We start from the raw sequence: 22,661 nt of genomic DNA, 5'->3' as shown, positions 1-22,661 counted from the left end.
CCTCGGAAGGCGTGAGGGGCTGGGCGCACGCCACGATCGACTCCTCAGGCGACGTACGCCGCGCAGAGGCGGCGATCGACGGGCGCTGGGGGCGGCGCAACCTCGCGTCGGTCAGCTACATCGTCGATCGGTCCAATCCCGTCGCCGGGCCGGAGAACCGGAATTACGAGTTTGTGCAGCTGACAGGACAACAGTTCGTCTACGGCAACTGGGGCGTGGCGGCGTCCGGCATCGCCGATCTTGAACGCGACATCGTGATCCGGTCGGAAGTGGGCCTGCTCTTCGACGACGATTGCTTTCGTTTTGAACTGGGCTGGCGCCGGGACAACACCCGCGTGCGGCCGAGCGGGCCGTCGGAGGGGCTCTACATCCGCCTAAACCTCGCCACTTTCGGCGGTACAGGGTAAGGACAGGGCGAAGGGCGCCCGGCGTCGCGCGACTCGGGGCGCGCGGTTGACCGCGGAGCCGGGAACAACCGGCGGGCGCCGCTTGAGGAATCGGGACTAGCATGCGTTTTCAGCGTTACTTGACGGGCGTGGCCATCGCCGCCCTCCTGGCCGGATCGGCTGTGGCGCAAACGGCGCCGGGCCAACAGCCGGCGGCCGCAGGCGCACTGAACCCGGCGGCCCCGTCAGCGACCCCGCAGTCGCCGCCCGCCGCCCCGACCTTCCAGCTGGCCGACGGCATCCTGGCCACCGTCAACGACAGCGTCATCACCGGCTACGACCTGCGTCAGCGCATGCTGCTGCTGATCGCCATGACCCAGGTGCAGCCGACCCCGGAGAACATTCCGGCGATCCAGCAACAGGCGATCAACGCCCTGATCGACGAGCGCCTGCAGAACCAGGAGCTCGCCAAGTACGAGGAGCTGGTCGTCAGCGACGAGGAAGTGGATCGCGAGATCGCGGCCATGGCCCAGGAAGTGGGCACCACCTCGGAAAACTACCTGCAGTACCTCGCCCAGGGCGGCATCCGTCCCCAGACCTTCCGCGAACAGCTGCGCACCCAGATCGGCTGGCAGCAGCTGGTCGGCGGCCGCTTCCAGAGCCGCGCCCGCGTCAGCCGCGGCGCCGTGGACGCCGCCCTGCGCCAGATCAACGAGGCGGCGACCAAGAAGCAGTACCTGATCGGTGAAATCTACATCGAGGCCAGCCGCGTCGGCGGGCAGCAGGCCGCGATGAACGGCGCCAACCAGCTGGTCTCGCAGATGGTCCAGGGCGCGCCCTTCCAGGCCGTCGCCCAGCAGTTCTCGGCGGCTCCCTCGGCCACCCGCGGCGGCGACGCCGGCTGGGTTGTCGAAGGCACCATCTCGCCGACCCTGCAGCAGGCGCTGGACCAGCTGGCCCCCGGCCAGCTGTCGCGTCCGATCCCGGTCGAGGGCGGCGTCTACATCATCTACATGCGCGACAAGCGCGAAGGCGCCTCGGCCAGCCTGGTGTCGATGAAGCAGGTAATGGTCGAGCTGCCGGAAACGGCGACCGAAGCCGACGTCGCCGCCGCCAGCCAGCGTCTGGAGGCCATCCGCCCGCAACTGACCTGCGACAACATGCTGGGCCGCGCCCGCTCGGAACAGGGCCTGCTGGGCGCTGACCTGGGCGAGTCGGACGTGCAGAACCTGGCGCCGCAGTTCCAGCAGGTCGCCCGTTCGGCCGAGATCGGCAGCGTCAGCTCGCCGGTCCGCACCCCGCTGGGCGTTCACCTGCTGGCCGTCTGCGGCCGTCGCGTGGGCGGGACCGAGGTTCCGGACGCCCGCGCCGTCGAAAGCCAGCTGTTCCGCCAGACCCTCGCCACCCTGGGCCGCCGCTACATGCGCGACCTGCGCGAGGACGCCCTGATCGAGTACAAGCAGTGATGACCGCGCCCGCCGCGCCGCTGGCTCTCTCGATGGGGGAACCGGCGGGCGTCGGGCCCGAGATCATCGCCCGCGCCTGGGCCGCCCTGAAGACCGAGGGGGCCGTCTTCGCCGTCATCGGCGACGCCGCCCTGCTGCGCGCCCAAGGCCAGCCGATCCAGCCCATCCCGCACATCAGCGAGGCGGCCGGCGTCTTCGCCCGCGCCATACCGGTGCTGGACCAGCCCCTGCCCGCTCCCGTCACGCCCGGCGTCCCCAGCCCGGCCAACGCCGGCCCGGTCGCCGACTGGATCGAACAGGCGGTCAATCTGGCCCTGTCCGGCGATGCCTCCGGCGTCGTCACCGCGCCGATCGCCAAGGCGCCCCTCTACGCCGCAGGCTTCCGCTTCCCGGGTCACACCGAGTTCATCGCCGAACTGACCGCCGACGCCCCGTTCAGCGGCGTGCGCGGCCCGGTGATGATGCTGACCGCGAAGGACCTGCGCGCCTGTCTGGTCACCATCCACTCGCCGCTGGCCGAGGTCCCCGAACTGGTCACCGCCGAGCGCATCCAGCGCACCGCCCGCGTCGTCCATGAATCGATGAAGCGCGACTTCGGCATCGCCCGCCCCCGGCTGGCCGTCGCCGCCCTCAATCCCCACGCGGGCGAAGGCGGGGCGTTGGGCTTGCAGGAGATCGAGGTCATCGGCCCGGCGCTGGACGCCCTGCGCGAGGAGGGCCTGACCGTCGCCGGCCCCCTGCCCGCCGACACCATGTTCCATGACGAGGCGCGCGCGACCTATGACGCCGCCATCTGCCTGTACCACGACCAGGCCCTGATCCCGGTGAAGACGCTGGACTTCTGGGGCGGGGTCAACGCCACCCTGGGCCTGCCGGTCGTCCGCACCTCGCCCGACCACGGCACCGGCTTCGAGATCGCCGGCAAGGGCGTCGCCCGGGCGGACAGCCTGATCGCCGCGATCCGGCTGGCCGGAGTGATGGCGGCGGCGCGGGCGGGGTAGACTTATTCCTCCCCCTGCGGGGGAGGAATGGCTATGAACCCCTCCATGGACCTGACCCTCCGCGAACACCTCGACGCCCACGGGCTCGCCGCCAAGAAGAGCTTCGGCCAGCACTTCCTGCTGGACCTGAACGTCACGCGGAAGATCGTGCGCTTCGCCGGGCCGTTCGAGGGCCGTCCGGTGATCGAGGTCGGCCCCGGCCCCGGCGGGCTGACGCGGGCCCTGCTGGAAAGCGACGCGGGCAAGGTGGTGCTGGTCGAGAAGGACCCCCGCTTCATCCCCCTGCTCAGTGAGCTGGACGACGGCGCGGGCCGCCTGACTGTAGTCGAGGCCGACGCCCTGAACGTGCGCGAGGACCAGTTGGTCGAGGGCCCGGCGCATCTGGTGTCCAACCTGCCCTACAACGTCGGCACGCCGCTGCTGATCAAATGGCTGACCGGGCCCTGGACGCCCGCCTCCCTGACCCTGATGTTCCAGAAGGAAGTCGCCGAGCGCGTCGTGGCGCGGCCGGGCGACGACGCCTACGGCCGTCTGGCGGTGATCTCGCAGGCGGTGGCCGAGGCGAAACTGGTCATGCACCTGCCCGCCGCCGCCTTCACGCCCCCGCCGAAGGTCGCCAGCGCCGTGGTGCATCTGGTCCCGCGCGAGGATCGTCCGGACCGCGAACTGCTCAAGGCGCTGGAGCGGGTCACCGCCGCCGCCTTCGGCCAGCGCCGCAAGATGCTGCGCTCCAGCCTGAAACAGTTGGGCGGCGCCGAGCTGTGCGAAGCCGCCGGGATTTCGCCGGAGGACCGGGCCGAGGTGATCGATCTGGAGGGCTTCCTGCGGCTGGCCCGCGCCCACGCGGGGCAGGCCCAGCCGACCGCCCCGACCGACGGCGGCGCCGTCCTGATGCGCCGCAAGCGGACCTGACGTGACCGCCGACATCGATCCGTTCCGCGCCATCGGCATCAGCCGCCTGGCCCACGCCCTCAAGGCCGAGGGCCGGTCGATCATCCACATGGAGTTCGGCCAGCCGTCGACCGGCGCCCCGCCTGCGGCCCTCGCCACGGCCCATCAGGTGCTGGACACCGACGCCATGGGCTATTGGGAGAGCGCGCCCCTGCGCCAGCGGATCGCCCGGCTCTACGCCGACCGCTACGGCGCGACGGTCGATCCCGACAACATCCTGATCACCAACGGGGCCTCGCCGGCGCTCGTGCTGGCCCTGTCGGCGGCCTTCGCCCCCGGCGACCGGATCGCCCTGGCCCGCCCCGGCTATGTCGCCTACCGCAACACCATCAAGGCCCTGCACATGGTCCCGGTCGAGATCGACTGTGGCCCGGATGTGCGCTTTCAGCTGACCGCCGCCGCCGTCGCCGCGCTGGAGCCCGCACCCAAGGGCCTGATCGTCGCCAGCCCGGCCAATCCGACCGGGACCATCATCGCCGAAGACGAACTGGCCGCCATCGCGGCCGTCTGCGCCGAGCGCGGCATCCGCATCCTGTCCGACGAGATCTACCACGGCCTCAGCTACGTCGGCCCGACCCCGTCCATGCTGTCGTTCGCCCCGGACGCCTTCGTGATCAACAGCTTCTCCAAATACTGGAGCATGGCCGGGTGGCGGCTGGGCTGGCTGGTCGCGCCCGACGCCCTGCTGTCCCAATGCCGCGCCCTGATCGGCAACCTGTTCCTGACCGCCCCGTCCCTGGCCCAGCACGCCGGCCTTGCAGCCATGGACGAGGACGCGGTTCTGGAAGGCCACGTCGCGACCTACGCCCGCAACCGCGAGCGGATGCTGGCCGCCCTTCCCGCGCTGGGCCTGCGTTCCATCGCCCCGCCCGACGGCGCCTTCTACATCTGGGCGGACATCGGCCACCTGACCGACGACAGCCTGTCCTTCTGCGAACAGCTGCTGCGCGACACCGGGGTAGCGACCGCGCCGGGCGTCGACTTCGACCCGGTCCACGGCCACCGCTTCATGCGCTTCAGCTTCGCCGTCTCCACCGGGGAGATCGAGGAGGCCCTGCGACGCATGGAGCCGTGGTTCGCGCGGCGCTAGCAAACGAACAAGGGGCCGCCCCTCCCGGAACGGCCCCGTCCATTGTTCAGCCCCGCCTAGAGCCGGGTCACCGTCAGGCCGCGGGCGGCCAGCAGGTCCTGCACCCGGTCGTCGCCGTGCAGATGGGCGGCGCCGACGGCGATGAAGCTGACGCCCGAGCCCTGCATCAGGGTCTGGATCTGGTCGGCCCAGTCGGCGTTGCGGCGGGCCAGGAAGACCTGGTGGGCCTCCTCCGAGATGCCGCGCCCGGTCTCGTAGGTGAAGCGGGCCATCGCCGCCTCGTCCCCCGTCAGCCAACCCGCGACGGCCGTATCCAGATCGGCGGCGGCGCGATCCCAGGTGGACAGGTAGTGGCGCAGATAGACCATCTGGCCCTCGTCGCTCATGCGGGCCAGGCCGCCGACCTGCTGGCCGACCGTCTCCAGGCCGCGCACCGGCTTGCCCGCCGCCCGGGCCCGGGCCCGCAGGTTCAGCTCCACGCCCAGATCGCTGTCATAGCCCGCCGCCTTTAGCGGTCCCGTGCCGATCATGAGGGCGGCGAACCACGGGCGGACCGGATCGACCTGCGCCGGGGACAGGCCGATGCCCGCGACCGCCGCATCGACCCGCGCCTTTTCGTCCGGCGTCAGCCAGCTGGACAGCGGGCGATCCGGCGAGACGCCGTACTGCTGGAACAGCGGCCCCAGCTCGCTCTGGTCGTCGGGATTGGTCACCTCCAGCCACAGCTCCGAGGCGCTGTCGAAGGCGGCGTCGACCTTGTCCGAGCCCCAGGCCGTGCCCGGCTTCAGCATATGGATGGTGCCGTACAGATAGACGGTCGAGTCCGCGTCCCGCACCACCCACAGGGCCGGGCCTTCGCCCGCGGCCCGGGCGACCGGGGCCGGCGCGGCTTGGGGAGCTTCGGCTGCATGGGCCTGTCCGGCCAGCAGGACAGCCCCGGCGGCCAGCCCGATCACGAGACCGGCGGCGGCGGATTCAAGGCGTGAGGCGGCGCGCCCCAGAACGGTCTGGAGAGTCATTATCGTATTCCTTTTCAAGATGTTGGGATGCGGTCGCGGGACCGTGTCAGCCGGTTCTGTAGGTTATCATGACAAGCTCCCGCGTCGTTTTGACAAGGAAGCTTTACCTATGCGCTCGCGGTAACGTCAAGCACCTTTTACACAGCGACAAGGAAACTTTCCAAATCGGCCATCTTCCCTTCCCCGCGGTAAGCCCTCTACGACTGTCCCCCTGTCCAAGGGGAAAGCCATGACCGAGCGCCTGAGCATCGAGTTCCATGACGGCGTCGCCGACGTCCGCCTGAACCGGCCCGACAAGCTGAACGCCCTCGATCAGGCCATGCTGGACGCCCTGGCCGAAGGGCCCGCGCGGCTGGCGGCCCTGCCCGGCCTGCGGGCCGTGGTGCTGTCCGGCGAGGGACGCGCTTTCTGCGCCGGGCTGGACATGGAGACGATGACCGGGCTGGCCGGCGCAGGCCTGGACATCGTCACCCGCACCCACGGCCTGGCCAATCTGTTCCAGCAGACCGGCTGGGGCTGGCGCACCCTGCCCGTGCCGGTGATCGCGGCCGGTCAGGGCATCGTCTTCGGAGGCGGGCTGCAGGTCTTCTCGGGCGCGGACATCCGCATCGCCCGTCCCGACACCCGCCTGTCGGTGATGGAGATGAAATGGGGTCTGGTCCCCGACATGGCCGGGTTCGCCCTGTGGCGCGGTCTGGTGCGCGACGACGTGCTGCGCGAGCTGATCTACACCGCGCGCGAGTTCACCGGCGAACAGGCCGTGGACCTGGGTTTCGTCACCCGTCTGGCCGAGGATCCCCACGCCGAGGCGATGGCGCTGGCCCGTCAGATCGCCGCGCGCAATCCGGACGCTGTCCGCGGCGCCAAGCGTCTGGCCAATCTGGCGCGTGACGAGGGCGTGGGCCCGGTCCTGCTGGCCGAAAGCGTCGAACAGGCCGCCCTCATCGCCACCCCCAACCAGATGGAGGCGGTGATGGCCAACCTGCAGAAGCGGTCGCCGAATTTCGCGGACTGACCCCCGACGACGGTCTCACCAGCGAAGGGCGTAGCGACCCGCGAGCGCGCCGACCGCGCCGGCCCCGGCGATACCGAGGGAATACCACGTCGCCACGAAGGCGGCCGTGGCTTCCGGACAGTGCAACACGCCATAGGCCGTGGCGGCGATCGCACCCGACGCCAGACCCAGCGCCAGCCCCGCCGCCACGGGCCGGGTCGGGGCCAGCTTCCGGGCGGACAGGAAGGTCGGCGCCCCTGCGGCGGCGGACAGCATCAGGATGTTTCGGCCGCAGATGGTCCAGGTCCGTCCCAGCCAGTCCGCCATGCGTTCGCCCGACGGCGTCATCATCAGCTCCACGGCGCCCCAGATCACCGCCACGCCGACCACCGACGCCAGGAGGATCAGCGGCCCTTTTGCACCGGCGCCGGGGCGGCCAAGCCGGAACGCCAGCCAGAGCGCCCCCGTCGCAAGCAGGGCGGTGTAGAGGCCCTTCAGCCAGATCGAGGGCGTGGTCAGGATGTCGCCAGGATTCGGACGCACGCCGAGGATCAGCGCCAACGCCAGCGCCGCCGCCAGCCCCGCCAGAGCGATCATCCTCGCATCCAGACGCGCCGGACGGCTCGGCTCAAGGCCGATCGCCAGTGCGTCGATCAGGTCATCAGTCTTCATGGGGCACCACACTGGCGGACAAGGCCTTCATTGAGCGGTGCACGCTCACCTTGGCCGCTCCTTCCGAGTAGCCGTTACGCGCCGCGGCTTCCGCGAGGCTGTATCCGCCGATGCGAACGTCCTCGATCAGCCGCCTCTGGCGCAACGGCAAGATGGAGAGCACCCGAGACAGGTCTCGGCGCACCACGCCGTCCTCCACCGAATGCTCGGCCAGCAACACGCCTGAATCCTCCAGCGGAACCGCGACCCGCCTTCCGCGCCGGCGGAAGTGATCGATCAGCTTGTACCGCGCAATCGCATAGACCCAGGCCGTAAAGGCCAGACCGGAATCGTAGGTCGCCCGCTTCGCGTGAATGGCGATCAGGGCGTCCTGCACCAGATCCTCGACATCCGCCTCCAGCCCACCGAGCCGGCGACGGAAGAAGGGCGTCAGGGCCCCACGCAGGGCCGTCAACAGCTCGCGCCAGGCCACGGCGTCTCCATCGAGACCCCGCAACATCAGACGCTTCAGCTCGGCTTCCCTGTCCACCACGCCCTCTCATTCGCGCGGACCCCGCCAAAGGTTACACCGACCGGAGCCCGTCCCCGAAAATTATTCAGGCGACCGATCCGTAACCTTCCGGCTCCGCGCGGCGAACCCTCAGGCGTCAGATCGCTCCAGTCCGGATCGATCGCCTGAGGAGACACTCCCATGAAGACCCAAGCCGCCCTCATCGCGGGCTCCGGCGCCCTGCTGGTCCTCGGCGTCAGCGCCGCCGCCGCCCAGACCCGCCCGACCCAGGCGCAGGAGAACGAGAAGGAGAAGTGTTACGGCATCGCCCGAGCCGGTCAGAACGACTGCGCGGCCGGCCCCGGCACCACCTGCGCCGGCACCTCGACCCGCGACTATCAGGGCAATGCCTGGAAGCTGGTCGCCAAGGGCACCTGCACCGGAATCCGGACGCCGCGCGGCAATGGTTCGCTGACCGCGATTCCGAACCGCTGATGACCGCGCACCCGACCGCCGGGCTCGGTCTCAAGCCCCAGCATTTCGCCGAGGCCGCGGCCTGTCCGACGGTCGGGTCGCAAGCCGGCCTGTGGTTCGAGGTTCATCCCGAGAATTACATGGTTCCCGGGGGCCCCCGTCTGGCGTGGCTGGAGAGAGTTCGGGCCGCCCGTCCCCTGTCCCTGCACGGGGTCGGTCTGTCCATCGCGGGCGACGAACGGCCCGATCAGACGCACCTGAAGCGTTTCCGCACCCTGATCGACAGGTTTGACCCCTTCCTCATTTCCGAACATCTCGCGTGGTCACGACGGGACAGTGTCTATCATCCCGACCTGCTTCCCATCCCCCGCAACCGGGAGATGCTGACGCTCGTCTGTGATCACCTGGACGAGGCCCAGACCGCGCTCGGGCGACCGCTCCTGCTTGAAAATCCCACGGCCTACCTGCCGCTGGCCGGTCATGACTGGGACGAGGTCGATTTCCTCACCGAGATCAGCCGTCGCACCGGATGCGGCCTGCTGGTCGACGTCAACAACGTCTATCTGAGCGCCCGCAACATGGGGTTGTCGGCCGAAGACTGGCTGGATCGCGTGCCCGCCGACCTGATCGGCGAAATTCATCTGGCGGGTCACCGGCCTGACCCGGTCTGGGGCGAGGCCCTGCTGATCGACAGCCACGACGCTCCGGTCAGCGAAGCGGTCTGGTCCCTGTACGCCCGGCTGGTCTATCGGACCGGCCCGCGCCCGACCCTCGTGGAACGCGATGCCGAGGTGCCGCCCTTCGGTGAACTGCTCAGGGAGCAGGCGCGCGCCTCCGACATCCTGACCAAAAGGGTGCTGGCGGCATGACCCGATTCCATCAGGCGTTCTCGCTCGCGCTGGAGGGCCGGTTCGACGCGATATGGCCAGACCTGCAGCCGAATGATCGCACGCTCGGCGCTCTCGCCGTCTATCGCAATACGGCTGTCCGGGGCCGGATCGAGGCCCTTGAGGCCAACTTCCCCACGGTCTCGGAACTGGTCGGCCGCGAATGGTTCAGGGCTGCTGCGCGCGAATTCGTCGAGGCTCATCCCGGCAACGACCCGGTCCTCGCCGACTTCGGCTCCGGCTTCCCCGATTGGCTCGCCACGTTTGAGCCTGCGCGCGATATGCCCTTCCTCGCTCCGGTCGCCCGTCTGGACCGCGCGTGGACCGAGGCGCATCTGGCGCCCGACGCCCCGCTCCTGGGCGTCGTGGAAGCCAGCGCCGCGGGGCTGGCCCTGACTGGCCGGCCCGCCCGCCTGCACCCGTCCGTCCGGATATTCTGGTTCGACTGGACCGCGCCCTCGCTCTGGCTGACCCACCGCTACCCCGACGGCGCCGGCGACCTCGACTGGCGTCCCGAGCCGGAAGGCCTGCTGATCTACCGACCTGATGACGCAGTCAGGGCTCGCCGGCTGTCCCGTTCGGAATGGGTCTTTCTGGACGCCTGCCGGAAAGGCCGCCCGTTCGGGGTCGCGGCCCTGACCGCCAGCGCGTCACGGCCCTCGCCAGACCTTCCCTCGCTCTTCAGCCGTCTGCTCCGGGACGGCCTCTTCAGCAGCCCTTCCGCGCAGGATCGACGCTCATGACCATGCTTTCGCGCCTTCAGGCCCGTGTGACCGCCGCGGTTCCGGACTGGCCCCTGGCCCTGCTCCTGCGTGTGGGTTTGGCCGCGCCTTTCTTCCTGTCCGGCCGTACCAAGGTCGACGGCGTGTTCACCATCACCGACAGCACGCGCTACCTGTTCGCGGAAGAGTACCGCGTCCCGCTGCTCCCGCCCGATCTCGCCGCAACGCTTGCGACCGGCGCGGAGCACATCCTGCCGGTATTGCTGGTCACGGGCCTGCTGACCCGGTCAGCCGCCCTCGGCCTGCTGTTCATGACGCTGGTGATCCAGTTGTTCGTCATTCCGACCGGGTGGCCCACCCATCTGCTGTGGGCCGGGCCTCTGGCCTATCTGATCGCGCGCGGCCCCGGCGCAGCCAGCCTGGACCGCCTCTTGAAGCTCGACTGATCAGACGGCCTCGTTCAGCAGCGCCTTGCGGTAGCCGTCGACCCAGAGGTTCCGGCGGCGGCGGCTGCGTTCCGCGTGGTAGATGTGGGCCAGTTCGGCGTAGCTGCGGTCGAAATCGTCGTTGACGAAGACATAGTCGAACGCGTCGCAGTGCTCGATCTCGCCCTTGGCGTTCTTGATCCGGCGCTCGATGACCTCCTCGGCGTCCTGCGAGCGGGTCACCAGGCGGCGGCGCAGTTCCTCGAGGCTGGGCGGCAGGATGAAGACGCGCACGGCGTCCTCCGGGCATTTGTGCGCAATGTCGCGGGCGCCCTGCCAGTCGATGTCGAACAGCACGTCACGGCCCTCGGCCAGCGCCCGGTCGATCGGCGCGCGCGGGCTGCCGTAGCGGTTGCCGTGCACGTCGGCCCATTCCAGGAAGGCGTCCTCGTCGATCAGACGCTGGAACTCCTCGGGGCTGACGAAGTGATAGTCTCGCCCGGCGACCTCGCCCGGGCGGATGCCGCGGGTGGTCATGGACACCGACAGCTCCAGCTTGCCGTGGTCCGCCATCAGGCGGCGGCAAAGCGACGTCTTGCCGGCGCCCGAGGGGCTGGCGACGATCAGGAGGACGCCCCGGCGGGGCGTGCGTTCATTCGACATTCTGGACCTGTTCGCGGAGCTGTTCGATGACGGCCTTGAGCTCAAGGCCGATTCCGGTGAGCGCGGTCGTAGCCGATTTCGAGCAGAGGGTGTTCGCCTCGCGCATAAATTCCTGCATCAGGAAGTCGAGTTTCCGCCCGGCGGGGGGTTGCTGCAACAGGGTGCGGGCCGAGGCGATGTGCGCCGTCAGGCGATCCAGCTCCTCGCGCACGTCCGCCTTGGTCGCCAGCGCCGCGGCCTCGAGGAAGATGCGGTCCTCCAGCCCCGGGGCGTCAGGCGCCAGTTCGGTAATCCGGCGGGTGAAGCGCTCGCGGATGGCCTCCACCTGGGCGGCGGCTTCGGTCTCGGCGGCCGCGACCAGCTGTTCGATCCGGTCCACGAAGCCGGTGATGACGGGCAGCAGTTGCTCGCCTTCCCGCTCGCGCGAGACCTTCAGCGCGTCCAGCGCCGCGTCGATGCTGGCGGCGATCTTCGCCTCCACCGCGGCGCGGGTCTCGGCGTCGTCCTCGTCTTCCGGGGCTTCCAGCACGCCGCGCAGGGCCAGCAGGCCATCGGCCGAGGGCGGCACGGCCCCCTCCTCCGCCAGCTGGTTGGCCAGCTGCAGATAGCGGGCCAGCACAGCCTCGTTGACCTTCAGGGCGGCCGCCCCGGCCTCGCTGCGTTTGGCCTGGACGCCCAAGGTCACCTGCCCCCGGTTCAGCTTCGCCTGACCGGAGGTCTTGGCCAGACGCTCCAGATTGTCGAAGCCGGGCGGGCCGCGGAAACGGACCTCCAGGTTGCGGCCGTTGACCGAGCGGGCCTCGACCGACCAGCTCCAGTCGCCGTCCGCCCCGTCGGCCCGGCCGAAACCGGTCATGCCGGACAGGCGGCTCATTGCGCGGCCGCCGGTTGCTGCGGCACCCGGATCACCTGCGCCCCGGGCGGGACCTGCACGCCGGCGGGGACGCCGTCCGGGGTTGCCTGCGGCACGACCGGAACGGCGGGCTCGGGCGGCAGCCCCTGCCGGCGGCGCTCGATGGCGCGCCAGCGAGCGACATTGGCCAGATGCTCGTCATAGGTCCGGGCGAAGGCGTGACCGCCGCTGCCGTCGGCGACGAAGAACAGGTCGTCGCTGACCGGCGGGTTCAGCACCGCCGCCAAGGCGTCGCGGCCCGGGTTGGCGATCGGCGTCGGCGGCAGGCCGTCGATCTGGTAGGTGTTCCAGTCGGTGTGCTGGTCGATCTCGGACCGGCGCAGGCCGCGGCCCAGCGGACGCCCGCGGGTGATGCCGTAGACGATGGTCGGGTCGCTCTCCAGCCGCATGCCCGAGCGAAGGCGGTTCGAGAAGACGGCGGCCACGCGCGGGCGTTCGGTCGCCACCGCGGTCTCCTTCTCCACGATGGACGCCAGGATCATCGCTTCGTCCGGCGTGCGCACCACGCTGTTCGGACCACGCGTCGCCCACAGCCGGGCCAGGTTGTCGTCGCGGGCCCGCTGCATCCGGGCGATCACCGAGGCGCGGGTCTCGCCGCGCGAGATTTCATAGGTGTCGGGCCACAGGCTGCCCTCTTCGGGCACGTCGCCGATCTCACCGGTCAGGATCGGCTGGCGCATCAGGATGTCCACCGCCTGGGCCGAGCTCCAGCCCTCCGGCAGGGTCACGTAGTGGCGCACCACCTTGCCCGAGACCAGCAGCGCCAGCACCGAGCGCAGCGAGGCGCCGGACGGCACCTCATACTCCCCGGCCCGCAGCTTGCGGTCGGCGCCGGTGATGCTGGCGGCGGCCTTGAACATGTCGGTCGAGCGGATCACCCCCGCCGCCTTCAGATTGGCGGCGATGGCGCTGACCCCGGCCCCGCTGGGCAGGGTGACGATGGTCACATCGCCCTGCCGCGCCGACGGTCCGGGCGCATAGAAGACGCTCCACGCCGCCACCAGGGCGGCGATCAGGAACAGGCTGAAGGTCGCGGTCGCGGCCAGGAACGCCGTCTTGCGCCCGGGCGAACCCTTTTCCACCCCCCGACCGAACACTCAGTCCACCTTCCTGAAGATGACCGAGGCGTTGGTGCCGCCGAAGCCGAAGCTGTTGGACATGGCGACGTCGATCTTCATCGGCTTGCCCTTGTGCGGGACCAGGTCGATCGGGGTCTCCATCTCCGGATTGTCCAGGTTGATGGTCGGCGGGGCGATCTGATCGCGGATGGCCAGGACCGAGAAGATGCTCTCGATGGCGCCGGCGGCGCCCAGCAGGTGACCGGTCATCGACTTGGTCGAGGACACCGCCAGGTTCTTCGCGTGATCGCCGACCAGCCGCTCGACGGCCTTCAGCTCGATCCAGTCGGCCATGGTCGAGGTGCCGTGGGCGTTGACGTAGTCCAGGTCCGACGGCTGCAGGCCCGCGCGCTTCAGCGCCGCCTTCATGGCGCGCTGGCCGCCCTCGCCGTCCTCGGACGGGGCGGTGATGTGATAGGCGTCGCCCGACATGCCGTAGCCGACGACCTCGGCGTAGATCTTCGCGCCGCGCGCCTTGGCGTGTTCGTACTCCTCCAGCACCATGATCCCGGCGCCCTCGCCCATGATGAAGCCGGCGTGGTCCTTGTCGTAGGGGCGGCTGGCCTTCTCGGGCGTCTCGTTGAAGGCGGTGCACAGGGCCTTGCAGGCCAGGAAGCCGGCGATGCCGATCGGCACGATGGAGCTCTCCGCCCCGCCCGCGACCATGACGTCGGCGTCGTCCAGCGCGATCATCCGGGCCGCGTCGCCGATGGCGTGGGCGCCGGTGGCGCAGGCGGTCACGACCGAGTGGTTCGGCCCCTTCAGCCCGTGGCGGATCGAGATCTGGCCCGAGGTCAGGTTGATCAGCGACATGGGGATGAAGAAGGGGCTGACCCGGCGCGGGCCCTGTTCCTTCAGCACGATGGCGGTGTCGGCGATGGGGCCCAGACCACCGATGCCGGAGCCGACCATGACCCCGGTCCGCTCCTTCTGCTCGTCGGTCTCGGGCTTCCAGTTGGCGTCGGCCAGCGCTTCGTCGGCGGCGGCGATGGCGTAGACGATGAAGTCGTCGACGCGCTTGCGGTCCTTGGCCGACATGACCTTCTCGGCGTCGAACACGCCGGGCTCGCCCGCCACGCCCCCGCCACGGCCGTCCACGGACGGAATCTCGCCCGCGATGGTGCAGCCGTAGCCCTCGGTGTCGAAGGCGGTGATGGGCCCGATGCCGGACCGGCCTTCCACGATACCCTTCCAGGTATGCTCGACACCCCAGCCGAGCGGGGTCAGGAGGCCAAGGCCGGTAACGACGACGCGACGCATTCCTGCATCCTTCACAGTGAATCTCGCGCGGGAGAATAGTGAGTGGGGAGCGGGACCGCTAGGCGGGCGTGACAACGACGTTCCCCGACGCGTCCTGACGGCCTGGCCGAAAGCAACGTGAACTTTGCCGGGGGTGAACCGGAGCTCATCAACTCGCGACCCGGCCAGACAGCGAGTGCGCGGCGAGAGCGCTAGCCGAGCGTTGACTCCCGCTCGATCAGTTCGAACGGCAGGACGGTGTCGGCGCCGATGAAGGGGCTGCCCCGGTTGCGGAAGGCCTTCATCAGGTCTTCCAGCGCCTGACCGGCCAGGGCGGCGAGCGGCTGGCGCACCGTGGTCAGGGTCGGCCAGACGCGGGTGGCCAGAAGGGTGTCGTCGAAGCCGCAGACGGCCATGTCGTCGGGCACACGGAGTCCCCTGCTGTTCAGCACCCACAGGGCGCCCGCCGCCATCTCGTCATTGGCCGCAAGGATGGCGGTGGGCGGCGCCGGAAGCGCCAGCAGCCGCTCGGCGCCCGCGATGCCCGAGGTGAAGCCGAAATCGCCGGGGGCCTCAAGAGCGGCCTCGACCGGCAGATCGTGGTCGCGCAGGGCCTGACGGTAGCCGTTCAGCCGGGCGAGGCTGTCGGAATGATCCATCGGGCCGGTGATCACCCCGATGCGGCGATGTCCGGCCCGGATCAGCAGGGCGGTCAGGGCCGCTGAGGCGGCTTCATTGTCGATGCGCGCCGTCGCCATCCCGACCATGGCGCCGGCGGTGACCAGCCCCGCGACCGGGACCGCAATCGCCCCGCGCGCCTCGGCGTCCAGCCGCTCGGCGAAGGGCGGGATCAGGATCAGGGCCTCCGCGCCCGCGTTGATCGCCTCCCGCGCCAGCACGATCATATCGAGATCTTCCGGGGCGGCGGGCCTGAGAATGAGCTGCAGCCCCCTGCCCGCGGCCTCGGCGGCGATGGCGGCGACAAGGCCGGTCAGGAAGATGGAGTCGCTGGCCGGATAGATGACCCCGACCCGCGACAGGCTGGCCCCGACCAGACGGCTGGCGGACAGATTGGGCGCATAGCCGAGGGCGGCGACGGCCTCGCGCACCCGCGCCCGGGTGTCCTCGCTGACCCGGCCCCGGTCGTTCAGGACATTGGAGACGGTCATGGCCGAGACACGGACGGCGCGCGCCACGTCCTCAAGCCTGACCCGATCCCGCTGCACCCTGCTCATGTCTATGGCCTATCCCTCGCGACCTGAGGCGGTCACGACGCGGGCGAACAGTGGGACCAGGGCCAGCAGGGCGGCAAGCCCCCAGAAGGCCGCCGGAAGGCCGACCAGATGGGCCACCGCGCCGACACCCGCCGGACCGACCAGAATGCCTGCATAGCCCGTGGTGGTGATGGCCGCGACGGCCAGGCCCGACGGCATGGCGGTCTGCGATCCCGCCAGACGGAACAGCACCGGCACGATGTTCGAGGCGCCCAGGCCGATCAGAACAAAGCCGCTGATAGCGATGACCGGAACCGGGACCAGCAGCAGGACGCCGAAGCCGGCGAGCGCGACGATCCCGCCCCACAACAGGGTCCGGAAGTCGCCGATCCTGGCCGTCACCCCGTCGCCAACGAGGCGCCCCGTCGTCATGGCCAGGGCGAAGACGATGTAGCCGACGCCGCCCTGCGACAGGGGGACCAGACCCGCGCCGGTCAGCAGCAGGGCGCTCCAGTCGAGGATCGCGCCCTCGGTCAGGAAGGTGGAGGCCGCCAGCAGGGCCAGCAGCAGCACGACCCCGCGCGGGACGGCGAACAGGGGCGTCCCCTCCTCGGCAGGGGCGGACACCATCAGGCGCGGCCAGGCGAGGAGAATGGCACCCGCCACGACCACCGCGCTGGTCAGGGCGCAGATCAGGGGCGACAGGCCGAGCGACAGCAGGAGGGTCACGACGCCCGCGCCGGCGAAGCCGCCGATGCTGAACAGGGCGTGGAAGCCGGACATCAGGGGCCGGTCGCCGCGTTTCTCGACCTCGACGGCGTGAATGTTCATCGCCACGTCCAGCGACCCCAGCCCCGCGCCGAAGGCGAACAGGGCCACGCCGAGCGTCAGCGGCGCGGCGGCGATGGCGAGGAAGGGCGTGGCCACGGCCATCAGCAGGCCGCTGACGACGATGATCGGCCGGGGACCGTGTTTGGCGCTGAGCACGCCGGTCAGGCCCATGGCCAGAACCGAGCCGACGCCGAGGCAGAGCAACAACAGGCCCAGCATGCCCTCGTCTATGCCCAGCCGCACCTTGGCGAAGGGCACCAGCGGCGCCCAGCCCGCCAGACCGTAGCCGCCCGCCAGAAAGGCCAGTCGGGTCGCCAGTCGTGCGGATCGAATGTCTGGGGTCATCTGGATAGGCCCGAAGGAAAAAGAGGCCGGCCTGCGTGAAGGGACGCGTGGCCGGCCTCAGGGCGGCGCCGGGGGAGACCGACGCCTCTCCCCCGCTATTTTTGGTTTAACGATAAATCACAATAGGAAAAATCACCCCGAAACGCAAAACCGCCGCGCGGCCCTTCGGCTGCGCGGCGGTTTCTGTACCGTTCGAAAGAACCGGTGGGGCTTAGCCCGCCAGCTTCTCGTCGATGAACTTCACGGCGTCGCCGACGGTCTGGATGTGCTCGGCGGCGTCATCCGGGATCTCGATGTCGAACTCTTCCTCGAAGGCCATGACCAGTTCGACGTTGTCGAGCGAGTCAGCGCCCAGGTCGTCGATGAAGCTGGCCTTTTCGGTGACCTTGTCCGGATCGGCGTCCAGGTGGTCGATAACGATCTTGCGGACGCGTTCCAGGGTATCGGACATGATGTCTCTGCCTTCTGATGCCGCCGGGGCGGCTGTTGTCTCAATCCTTGCCGTATGACGACGGCGACGGCTGCGCAAGTCTTCAACGAGACTCAGGCCCTCCGGTTGCAGCGCTCTAGCACAGCCTTACGGGGGGGAAATAGCCCCACGCACCGTGTGGACGGGCCTGAAACGACCTCAGGCGACCCGGCTGACGGCGAAATCGGCCAGCAATTCGAGGGCGGCCTTCCATTCGCTGTCCGGCAGGACCGACAGGGCCGCGCGGGCCTTGTCCGCGTAATCCCAGGCGACGTCGATCGTCGCCCCGACCGCGCCGGCGCCCAGAACCAGCTCGCGAGCGCGCTTGAAGTCGTCCTCGCGGCGGTCACCCTTGTTGATGGTGCGCTCCCAGAAGCCGTCATCGTGGCCCTTGGTGCGGGCGGCGGCCAGCAGCAGCGGCAGGGTGACCTTGCCTTCGCGGAAGTCGTCGCCGGTGTTCTTGCCCAGATCCGCCGCCTGACCCCCGTAGTCCAGGGCGTCGTCGGCCAGCTGGAAGGCCAGGCCCAGATACAGGCCGTAGTCGCGCAGCGCCTGCACATGCTCTTCGGGCGCGCCCGCCCCCACCGCGCCGGATTCGGCGGCGGCGGCGAACAGCTCGGCGGTCTTGGCCGAGATGATCTGCAGATAGGTGTCCTGATCCAGCCCCAGATCGTGGGCGCGGGTCAGTTGCAGCACCTCGCCCTCGGAGATGACCGCCGAGGCCTTGGCCAGGATGCCGAGCGCCCGCATCTGGCCGGTCTCGACCATCAGCTCGAAGGCGCGGGCGAACAGGAAGTCGCCGACCAGCACGCTGGACGGGGCGCCCCAGATCAGGTGGGCCGCCACCTTGCCCCGGCGCAGGTCCGAGGCGTCGACGATGTCGTCGTGCAGAAGGGTGGCGGTGTGGATGAACTCGACCGAGGCGGCCAGCCGCACCGGGGCCTCCATGCCGTTCGGGGCGCCGGCGGCGCGGGCGGCGGCGACGGTCAGCAGCGGACGCAGGCGCTTGCCGCCCGCGGCGACGATGTGGTCGGCCAGCAGCGGAATTACCGGCACGTCGGACTGCATGCGCTCGACGATCAGGGCGTCGACCACGGCCATGTCGTCGCGCGACAGCCGGATCAACGGCTCCACTTCCCCCTTGCGGCGGGTCTCGGCGACGGTGACAGCGTCCAACGGAATACTCTTCAGGAGACGGCGCGGCAGGAGGATCGCGCCGGAAAATCCAGCCGCCGCCTTGCCCGGCGACGATGCGGCGCACAATGGTGATCGGGCCAAGAGGGGTCAAGCCGCGTGACCGTCGCATCCACCACTGAATCCGCATCGGAAATCGTCGAGAACGGCCTGCTGGGCGGCCGTGTGCGATTCCTGCAACCCGCGAAGGGTTATAGGGCCGGGATGGACGCCGCCCTGCTGGCCGCCGCCTGCGACGCGGCGCCCGGCGAGCGGGTGATCGAGGCGGGCTGCGGCGCGGGGGCGGTGTTGATGCAGGTCGCCGCCCGGCGACCCGACGTGGCCCTGACGGGGCTGGAGCGCGATCCGGCGATGGCCGCCCTCGCCCGCCGCAACGCCGAACTGAACGCCGCGGATGCAACCATTGTTGAAGGCGATGTGGCGAGGGGCTTCCGCGCGCTGGACCTGCCGGTGTTCGACCGCGCGGTGTCGAATCCGCCTTTCTTCGACGACGCGAACGCCCTGCGCGCCCCCGCCCCCGGCAAGACCGGCGCCTGGATGGCCGACGATGGTCTGGGCGCCTGGACGCGGTTCCTGCTGAAGTCGGTGCGCGAGGGCGGGAAGATCGTCGTCATCCACCGCGCCGACCGGCTCGCGGGCCTGCTGGCGGGCCTCGGCGAGACGGCGGGGTCGTTCTCGATCCGGCCGGTGCATGCCTTCGCCGACGAACCGGCCAAGCGGGTGCTGGTTCAGGCGATCAAGACCGGCAAGGCGCCGTTGAGGCTGCTGCCGCCGCTGGTGCTGCATGAGCGCGGCGGGGCGAAGCACTCGGCAGAGGCGGAGGCGATCCTGCGGGGCGAGGCGGCGCTGGGGTGGTAGCGGGTTGCGCTCCACAGGCTGTGGCGCTGTCTACGGCGCCAATGGCGGACTGGAAGTGGCTAGTGGCTAGTGATTAGTGGATCGCTGCCGCTGGCGGGGCTGCGTGACCTGTTCTCGCCAGCGCATCAGCCGCCACACACTGATCACTAGCCACTAGCCACTAGCCACTTGCCACGCTCCGGCTTCCGAAGCGTCGCACCACCGGCTATGCCACCCGAATGTCCCTGCGCCCCCTCTTCGTCACCCAGGTCTATGAAGCCTCCCTCGCCGGTTCGGCAGGCTTCGAGGCGTTCAATGCGGAGCTGGTCGACGCCTGCCGGATGCTGGCGGCCGAGGACATGGCGGGGCGTCAGTGGTGCAAGGCGCACGGCTATCGCGGCTACACCTCCTACGGCTCGCTGACCGACCTGCCGGTGCGGTTGCCGGAGTTCGCCGAGCTGAAGCGTCACCTCGATAAACACGCGCAAGCCTATGCCAAGGCTCTGAATTTTGATCTCGCCCGCAAGCCGAGGCTGGACAATATCTGGGTCAATATCCTGAAGCCCGGCGGCGGCCACACCGGCCACATCCACCCCCACGCCTTCCTCTCGGGCACCATCTATGTGGAGGTCCCGGACGGCGCCTCGGCCCTGAAGCTGGAGGATCCGCGGCTGGCCATGATGATGGCCCGCCCCGGCGTCCGCGCCGACGCGCCCGAGGCGGAACAGCCCTTCGTCTATCTGGCCCCCAAGGCCGGAACGATCCTGATGTGGGAAAGCTGGCTGCGCCACGAGGTGCCGGTCAACGCGGCGAAGACCGAGCGCATCTCGATCAGCTTCAACTACGCCTGACGCCCGCCAGCCCGTCCCAGGCCAGCATGGCCGCCCGGGCGGTGGCGGTCAGTTCTTCCGGCCCCGCGCCTTCCCGCGCCCTGAAGCCCATGCCCTGCTGGACGGTCAGGTAGAAGGCGGCGATAGCGGCGGGGTCTGCGGTCGCGGCGATCTCGCCGTCGGCCTGCGCCGTCTCCAGACGCGCCCGCAGCGCGGCCATCGAGTCGACACGGATCTGCTTCACCTCGCTGCACGCCTTGTCCGGCAGGGCGTCCGGGTTCACCCCGGACAGGGCCAGCAGACACCCCTGCGGCCGCCCGCACTGACCGCTGACCGTGGCCGTGCCCATCAGCAGGCCCTCGATCGCCTCCCGCGCCGTCGGCGCCGCGTCCAGCGGCTCCCACAGCAGGCGTCCTTCCGTGTCGGTGTACAGCCGCACCGCCTCACGGAAGAGGTCCTCCTTGCTGCCGAAGGCGGCGTAGAGGCTGGGCGCGTTGATGCCCATGGCCGAGGTCAGGTCCGCCAGCGACGCGTCGGCATAGCCCTTCGTCCAGAACACCTTCAGCGCGCTGGACAGGGCTTCGTCACGATCAAAACTGCGGGGGCGTCCCGCCATGGCGGCTTCCGGACCTTATTTTTGAATGATTGATACATAATCCCTTGCGCGGCGCAGGCAAGCGTCCCAGCTATTCTGTACCAATCGATACAGATTGGCGGAACGCATCAAGGATCATCGACATGACCGCCTCCTCCCTCCCCCTTTCCGGCAAGCGCGCCCTCGTCACCGGCGGCAGCCGCGGCATCGGCGCCGCCATCGCGAAGCAGCTGGCCGCCGACGGCGCCGACGTCGCCATCACCTACGAAAAGTCCGCCGAAAAGGCCGAAGCGGTCGCCGCCGAAATCCGCGCCCTGGGTCGCAAGGCCGTGGCCGTGCAGGCCGACTCCGGCTCGGTCGAGGGGCCGAAGAAGGCCGTCGAGGGCGCCGTCGCCGGTCTGGGCGGTCTCGACATCGTCGTGAACAACGCCGGGATCGCCGGCGGGACCCTGTTCGCCGACCAGACGGTCGAGGAGATCGACGCCCTGCTGAACGTCAACATCCGCGGCGTCCTTCTGACCACCCAGGCCGCCCTGCCCCATCTGGGCGAAGGCGGGCGGGTCATCTCGATCTCGAGCGTGCTGGCCCACCGCGTGCCGTTCGCCGGCGTGACCGTGTATTCGGCCACCAAGTCGGCGCTGGAGGCCTTCACCCTGGGCCTGTCGCGCGAACTCGGTCCGAAGGGGATCACGGTCAATCTGGTCAAGCCCGGCGCGACCGACACCGACATGAACCCGGCGGACGGCCCGAACGCCGCCGGCCTGCTGGCGGGCACGGCGCTCGGCCGCTTCGGCCAGCCGCAGGACATCGCCTCGGCGGTCGCCTTCCTGGCCGGTCCGGGTGCGAGCTACATCACCGGCACCAGCATTCTGGTGGACGGCGGCATCGGCGCCTGAGGCGCCGTCCGGCGCGAGGGGGCGGCCCGCCCCCTCGTCGCCACATTCCTCCCGAGGCTTCCCCCGCTGAAGCTTTGGGGGAATCAGGCATGCGGGTGATCGGTCTTGCGACGATCCTGCTGGCGGCGACGCTGGCGTCTTCCTGTGCGGAACAGGCCGACGCCCAGGCCCCAGCGCAATCCGCAGCCGGTGAAGGCGCCCCCTATGTGCTGAAGGGCACCCAGGTCTGGACCGTGCCGGACCCGGTCTCGGGTCGCGACTACGAGGTCTTCGTCAGCCTCCCGGCCAGCTACGAGACCAGCCCGCAGCGCCGTTATCCGGTCGTCTATGTCACCGACGCCGACTACGCCTTCCCGATCATCCGGCAGATCGCCCGGCGGTTGAACCTGAACGGGCCGGTGATCGAGGAGTTCATCCTCGTCGGCCTGTCCTACGCCCGCGACGACAGTCCGGTCGCCAGCCGCAATCGCGACTACACCCCGACGCCGAACGGTCCGCGAAACGCAAGCTCGACCGTCCATGGCGGCGGCCCCGCCTATCAGCACTACCTGAAGACACAGGCCCTCCCCTTCATCGAAGGCCGGTTCCGCGCCGACCCGACCCGGCGCGTCCTGCTGGGCCACTCCTACGGCGGCCTGCTGGGCGCCCGGATCCTGTTCACCGAGCCGGAGCTGTTCAGCGGCTACATCCTGGGCAGCCCGTCCTTCTGGTTCGACCGGGGCCACATCAGGACGCTGGAGGCGGCCTACGCCCGCGAGCACCGCGATCTGAAGGCCAATGTCTTCATGTACATCGGCGGCTGGGAGGTCCCGGGGCCCGACCGGCGCAACACCACCGACACGGACATGGTCGGCGACGTGCGGCGGATGGAGACCACGCTGGAGTCCCGCCACTATCCGGGCCTGACGGTGCAGTCGGTCGTGCTGGCCGACGAGGACCA

General features: G+C 69.9%; 25 protein-coding genes and 1 pseudogene. 14 read left to right on the top strand and 12 right to left on the bottom strand.

Annotated elements, in window-relative coordinates; translation table 11 throughout:
* The 5 genes and pseudogenes from VGE03_RS09685 to VGE03_RS09665 all read left to right on the top strand — a co-directional run.
* A pseudogene (locus tag VGE03_RS09685) lies at window positions 1–407 on the top strand (LPS-assembly protein LptD); the annotation flags it as partial.
* Window positions 408–508: 101 nt separating this feature from the next.
* Entirely contained in the window at window positions 509–1,852 is a 1,344-nt protein-coding gene (locus VGE03_RS09680) for a peptidylprolyl isomerase (protein WP_331046273.1), read from the top strand.
* Entirely contained in the window at window positions 1,852–2,853 is a 1,002-nt protein-coding gene (pdxA, locus tag VGE03_RS09675; RefSeq protein WP_331046272.1) for a 4-hydroxythreonine-4-phosphate dehydrogenase PdxA, read from the top strand. Before VGE03_RS09680 ends, pdxA begins: the two co-directional genes overlap by 1 nt.
* A gap of 45 nt (window positions 2,854–2,898) precedes the next feature.
* Complete coding sequence (gene rsmA, locus VGE03_RS09670; protein ID WP_331046271.1) at window positions 2,899–3,765, top strand: 16S rRNA (adenine(1518)-N(6)/adenine(1519)-N(6))-dimethyltransferase RsmA; 867 nt, start codon at window positions 2,899–2,901, stop codon at window positions 3,763–3,765.
* 1 nt (window position 3,766) lies between these two features.
* Window positions 3,767–4,894, top strand: coding sequence for a pyridoxal phosphate-dependent aminotransferase (locus tag VGE03_RS09665; protein ID WP_331046270.1), 1,128 nt, complete (start codon window positions 3,767–3,769; stop codon window positions 4,892–4,894).
* A 56-nt stretch (window positions 4,895–4,950) separates the two neighbouring features.
* On the opposite strand, the gene VGE03_RS09660 is transcribed toward VGE03_RS09665, so the two are convergent.
* Complete coding sequence (locus VGE03_RS09660; protein WP_331046269.1) at window positions 4,951–5,913, bottom strand: TraB/GumN family protein; 963 nt, start codon at window positions 5,911–5,913, stop codon at window positions 4,951–4,953.
* A gap of 229 nt (window positions 5,914–6,142) precedes the next feature.
* Here VGE03_RS09660 and VGE03_RS09655 point away from each other — a divergent pair, with 229 nt between their 5' ends.
* A complete protein-coding gene (locus VGE03_RS09655; protein ID WP_331046268.1) occupies window positions 6,143–6,928 on the top strand; it encodes a crotonase/enoyl-CoA hydratase family protein in 786 nt (261 codons plus the stop codon).
* 15 nt (window positions 6,929–6,943) lie between these two features.
* On the opposite strand, the gene VGE03_RS09650 is transcribed toward VGE03_RS09655, so the two are convergent.
* A complete protein-coding gene (locus VGE03_RS09650) occupies window positions 6,944–7,579 on the bottom strand; it encodes a DUF1109 domain-containing protein (protein WP_331046267.1) in 636 nt (211 codons plus the stop codon).
* Complete coding sequence (locus tag VGE03_RS09645) at window positions 7,569–8,108, bottom strand: sigma-70 family RNA polymerase sigma factor (RefSeq protein WP_331046266.1); 540 nt, start codon at window positions 8,106–8,108, stop codon at window positions 7,569–7,571. Before VGE03_RS09645 ends, VGE03_RS09650 begins: the two co-directional genes overlap by 11 nt.
* A gap of 162 nt (window positions 8,109–8,270) precedes the next feature.
* Here VGE03_RS09645 and VGE03_RS09640 point away from each other — a divergent pair, with 162 nt between their 5' ends.
* Genes VGE03_RS09640 through VGE03_RS09625 form a run of 4 tightly spaced genes read left to right on the top strand, consistent with a single transcriptional unit; the run spans window position 8,271 to window position 10,598 of the window.
* A complete protein-coding gene (locus tag VGE03_RS09640) occupies window positions 8,271–8,564 on the top strand; it encodes a DUF2282 domain-containing protein (protein ID WP_331046265.1) in 294 nt (97 codons plus the stop codon).
* Complete coding sequence (locus tag VGE03_RS09635; protein ID WP_331046264.1) at window positions 8,564–9,412, top strand: DUF692 domain-containing protein; 849 nt, start codon at window positions 8,564–8,566, stop codon at window positions 9,410–9,412. The genes VGE03_RS09640 and VGE03_RS09635 overlap by 1 nt, the downstream gene beginning before the upstream one ends.
* Window positions 9,409–10,173: a DNA-binding domain-containing protein gene (locus VGE03_RS09630; RefSeq protein ID WP_331046263.1), complete on the top strand. Its 765-nt coding sequence runs from the start codon at window positions 9,409–9,411 to the stop codon at window positions 10,171–10,173. The genes VGE03_RS09635 and VGE03_RS09630 overlap by 4 nt, the downstream gene beginning before the upstream one ends.
* Window positions 10,170–10,598: a DoxX family protein gene (locus VGE03_RS09625; protein ID WP_331046262.1), complete on the top strand. Its 429-nt coding sequence runs from the start codon at window positions 10,170–10,172 to the stop codon at window positions 10,596–10,598. The genes VGE03_RS09630 and VGE03_RS09625 overlap by 4 nt, the downstream gene beginning before the upstream one ends.
* Here the strand turns inward: VGE03_RS09625 and gmk are convergent, their stop codons facing one another.
* The 8 genes from gmk to VGE03_RS09585 all read right to left on the bottom strand — a co-directional run bounded on the left by gmk (window position 10,599) and on the right by VGE03_RS09585 (window position 18,545).
* A complete protein-coding gene (gmk, locus tag VGE03_RS09620; protein WP_331046261.1) occupies window positions 10,599–11,240 on the bottom strand; it encodes a guanylate kinase in 642 nt (213 codons plus the stop codon).
* Window positions 11,230–12,114, bottom strand: coding sequence for a YicC/YloC family endoribonuclease (locus tag VGE03_RS09615; protein WP_331046260.1), 885 nt, complete (start codon window positions 12,112–12,114; stop codon window positions 11,230–11,232). The genes gmk and VGE03_RS09615 overlap by 11 nt, the downstream gene beginning before the upstream one ends.
* A complete protein-coding gene (mltG, locus tag VGE03_RS09610; RefSeq protein ID WP_331046259.1) occupies window positions 12,111–13,235 on the bottom strand; it encodes an endolytic transglycosylase MltG in 1,125 nt (374 codons plus the stop codon). The genes VGE03_RS09615 and mltG overlap by 4 nt, the downstream gene beginning before the upstream one ends.
* A gap of 15 nt (window positions 13,236–13,250) precedes the next feature.
* Window positions 13,251–14,531, bottom strand: a complete 1,281-nt coding sequence (gene fabF / locus VGE03_RS09605; RefSeq protein ID WP_331046258.1) for a beta-ketoacyl-ACP synthase II — start codon at window positions 14,529–14,531, stop codon at window positions 13,251–13,253.
* 191 nt (window positions 14,532–14,722) lie between these two features.
* The gene (locus tag VGE03_RS09600) at window positions 14,723–15,745 is read right to left on the bottom strand and encodes a LacI family DNA-binding transcriptional regulator (RefSeq protein WP_331046257.1); all 1,023 of its coding nucleotides are present in this window, start codon (window positions 15,743–15,745) and stop codon (window positions 14,723–14,725) included.
* 9 nt (window positions 15,746–15,754) lie between these two features.
* Window positions 15,755–16,900: an MFS transporter gene (locus VGE03_RS09595; RefSeq protein ID WP_331046256.1), complete on the bottom strand. Its 1,146-nt coding sequence runs from the start codon at window positions 16,898–16,900 to the stop codon at window positions 15,755–15,757.
* A gap of 211 nt (window positions 16,901–17,111) precedes the next feature.
* Entirely contained in the window at window positions 17,112–17,351 is a 240-nt protein-coding gene (locus VGE03_RS09590) for an acyl carrier protein (RefSeq protein ID WP_092312098.1), read from the bottom strand.
* Between the two features lie 177 nt (window positions 17,352–17,528).
* Entirely contained in the window at window positions 17,529–18,545 is a 1,017-nt protein-coding gene (locus tag VGE03_RS09585; protein ID WP_414644925.1) for a polyprenyl synthetase family protein, read from the bottom strand.
* 117 nt (window positions 18,546–18,662) lie between these two features.
* On the opposite strand from VGE03_RS09585, the gene VGE03_RS09580 reads away from it, so the two are divergent.
* Window positions 18,663–19,421 carry a tRNA1(Val) (adenine(37)-N6)-methyltransferase gene (locus VGE03_RS09580; protein WP_331046255.1) on the top strand — a complete coding sequence of 253 codons (759 nt, stop codon included), beginning with the start codon at window positions 18,663–18,665 and terminating at the stop codon, window positions 19,419–19,421.
* A 218-nt stretch (window positions 19,422–19,639) separates the two neighbouring features.
* Window positions 19,640–20,251 (top strand): TIGR02466 family protein, encoded by a 612-nt coding sequence (locus tag VGE03_RS09575; protein ID WP_331046254.1) that lies wholly within the window; start codon window positions 19,640–19,642, stop codon window positions 20,249–20,251.
* Here the strand turns inward: VGE03_RS09575 and VGE03_RS09570 are convergent.
* Window positions 20,238–20,846 (bottom strand): TetR/AcrR family transcriptional regulator, encoded by a 609-nt coding sequence (locus tag VGE03_RS09570; protein ID WP_331046253.1) that lies wholly within the window; start codon window positions 20,844–20,846, stop codon window positions 20,238–20,240. The two genes, VGE03_RS09575 and VGE03_RS09570, sit on opposite strands and share 14 nt — an antisense overlap.
* 122 nt (window positions 20,847–20,968) lie before the next feature.
* Between VGE03_RS09570 and VGE03_RS09565 the strand changes: the two genes are divergently transcribed.
* Together VGE03_RS09565 and VGE03_RS09560 are read left to right on the top strand one after the other, a co-directional pair.
* Window positions 20,969–21,721, top strand: a complete 753-nt coding sequence (locus VGE03_RS09565; RefSeq protein ID WP_331046252.1) for a 3-oxoacyl-ACP reductase family protein — start codon at window positions 20,969–20,971, stop codon at window positions 21,719–21,721.
* 89 nt (window positions 21,722–21,810) lie between these two features.
* A partial coding sequence (locus VGE03_RS09560; RefSeq protein ID WP_331046251.1) for an alpha/beta hydrolase occupies window positions 21,811–22,661 on the top strand: 851 nt, incomplete at its 3' end.

It is taken from the genome of Brevundimonas sp., from assembly GCF_036400995.1.
GTDB lineage: Bacteria > Pseudomonadota > Alphaproteobacteria > Caulobacterales > Caulobacteraceae > Brevundimonas.
Note: the sequence above shows the minus strand (reverse complement) of the source record. Positions and strands in the feature narration are given on the sequence as shown.

What these genes read in the sequence shown, in the direction of transcription:
- VGE03_RS09640 (WP_331046265.1), top strand. Translation starts at nt 8,271, where the DNA reads ATGAAGACCCAAGCCGCCCTCATCGCGGGCTCCGGCGCCCTGCTGGTC.
- VGE03_RS09635 (WP_331046264.1), top strand. Translation starts at nt 8,564, where the DNA reads ATGACCGCGCACCCGACCGCCGGGCTCGGTCTCAAGCCCCAGCATTTC.
- VGE03_RS09680 (WP_331046273.1), top strand. Translation starts at nt 509, where the DNA reads ATGCGTTTTCAGCGTTACTTGACGGGCGTGGCCATCGCCGCCCTCCTG.
- VGE03_RS09650 (WP_331046267.1), bottom strand. Translation starts at nt 7,579, where the DNA reads ATGAAGACTGATGACCTGATCGACGCACTGGCGATCGGCCTTGAGCCG.
- rsmA (WP_331046271.1), top strand. Translation starts at nt 2,899, where the DNA reads ATGGACCTGACCCTCCGCGAACACCTCGACGCCCACGGGCTCGCCGCC.
- VGE03_RS09625 (WP_331046262.1), top strand. Translation starts at nt 10,170, where the DNA reads ATGACCATGCTTTCGCGCCTTCAGGCCCGTGTGACCGCCGCGGTTCCG.
- VGE03_RS09575 (WP_331046254.1), top strand. Translation starts at nt 19,640, where the DNA reads ATGTCCCTGCGCCCCCTCTTCGTCACCCAGGTCTATGAAGCCTCCCTC.
- VGE03_RS09590 (WP_092312098.1), bottom strand. Translation starts at nt 17,351, where the DNA reads ATGTCCGATACCCTGGAACGCGTCCGCAAGATCGTTATCGACCACCTG.
- VGE03_RS09595 (WP_331046256.1), bottom strand. Translation starts at nt 16,900, where the DNA reads ATGACCCCAGACATTCGATCCGCACGACTGGCGACCCGACTGGCCTTT.
- VGE03_RS09600 (WP_331046257.1), bottom strand. Translation starts at nt 15,745, where the DNA reads ATGAGCAGGGTGCAGCGGGATCGGGTCAGGCTTGAGGACGTGGCGCGC.
- VGE03_RS09565 (WP_331046252.1), top strand. Translation starts at nt 20,969, where the DNA reads ATGACCGCCTCCTCCCTCCCCCTTTCCGGCAAGCGCGCCCTCGTCACC.
- VGE03_RS09660 (WP_331046269.1), bottom strand. Translation starts at nt 5,913, where the DNA reads ATGACTCTCCAGACCGTTCTGGGGCGCGCCGCCTCACGCCTTGAATCC.
- VGE03_RS09630 (WP_331046263.1), top strand. Translation starts at nt 9,409, where the DNA reads ATGACCCGATTCCATCAGGCGTTCTCGCTCGCGCTGGAGGGCCGGTTC.
- VGE03_RS09570 (WP_331046253.1), bottom strand. Translation starts at nt 20,846, where the DNA reads ATGGCGGGACGCCCCCGCAGTTTTGATCGTGACGAAGCCCTGTCCAGC.
- gmk (WP_331046261.1), bottom strand. Translation starts at nt 11,240, where the DNA reads ATGTCGAATGAACGCACGCCCCGCCGGGGCGTCCTCCTGATCGTCGCC.
- pdxA (WP_331046272.1), top strand. Translation starts at nt 1,852, where the DNA reads ATGACCGCGCCCGCCGCGCCGCTGGCTCTCTCGATGGGGGAACCGGCG.
- VGE03_RS09655 (WP_331046268.1), top strand. Translation starts at nt 6,143, where the DNA reads ATGACCGAGCGCCTGAGCATCGAGTTCCATGACGGCGTCGCCGACGTC.
- fabF (WP_331046258.1), bottom strand. Translation starts at nt 14,531, where the DNA reads ATGCGTCGCGTCGTCGTTACCGGCCTTGGCCTCCTGACCCCGCTCGGC.
- VGE03_RS09615 (WP_331046260.1), bottom strand. Translation starts at nt 12,114, where the DNA reads ATGAGCCGCCTGTCCGGCATGACCGGTTTCGGCCGGGCCGACGGGGCG.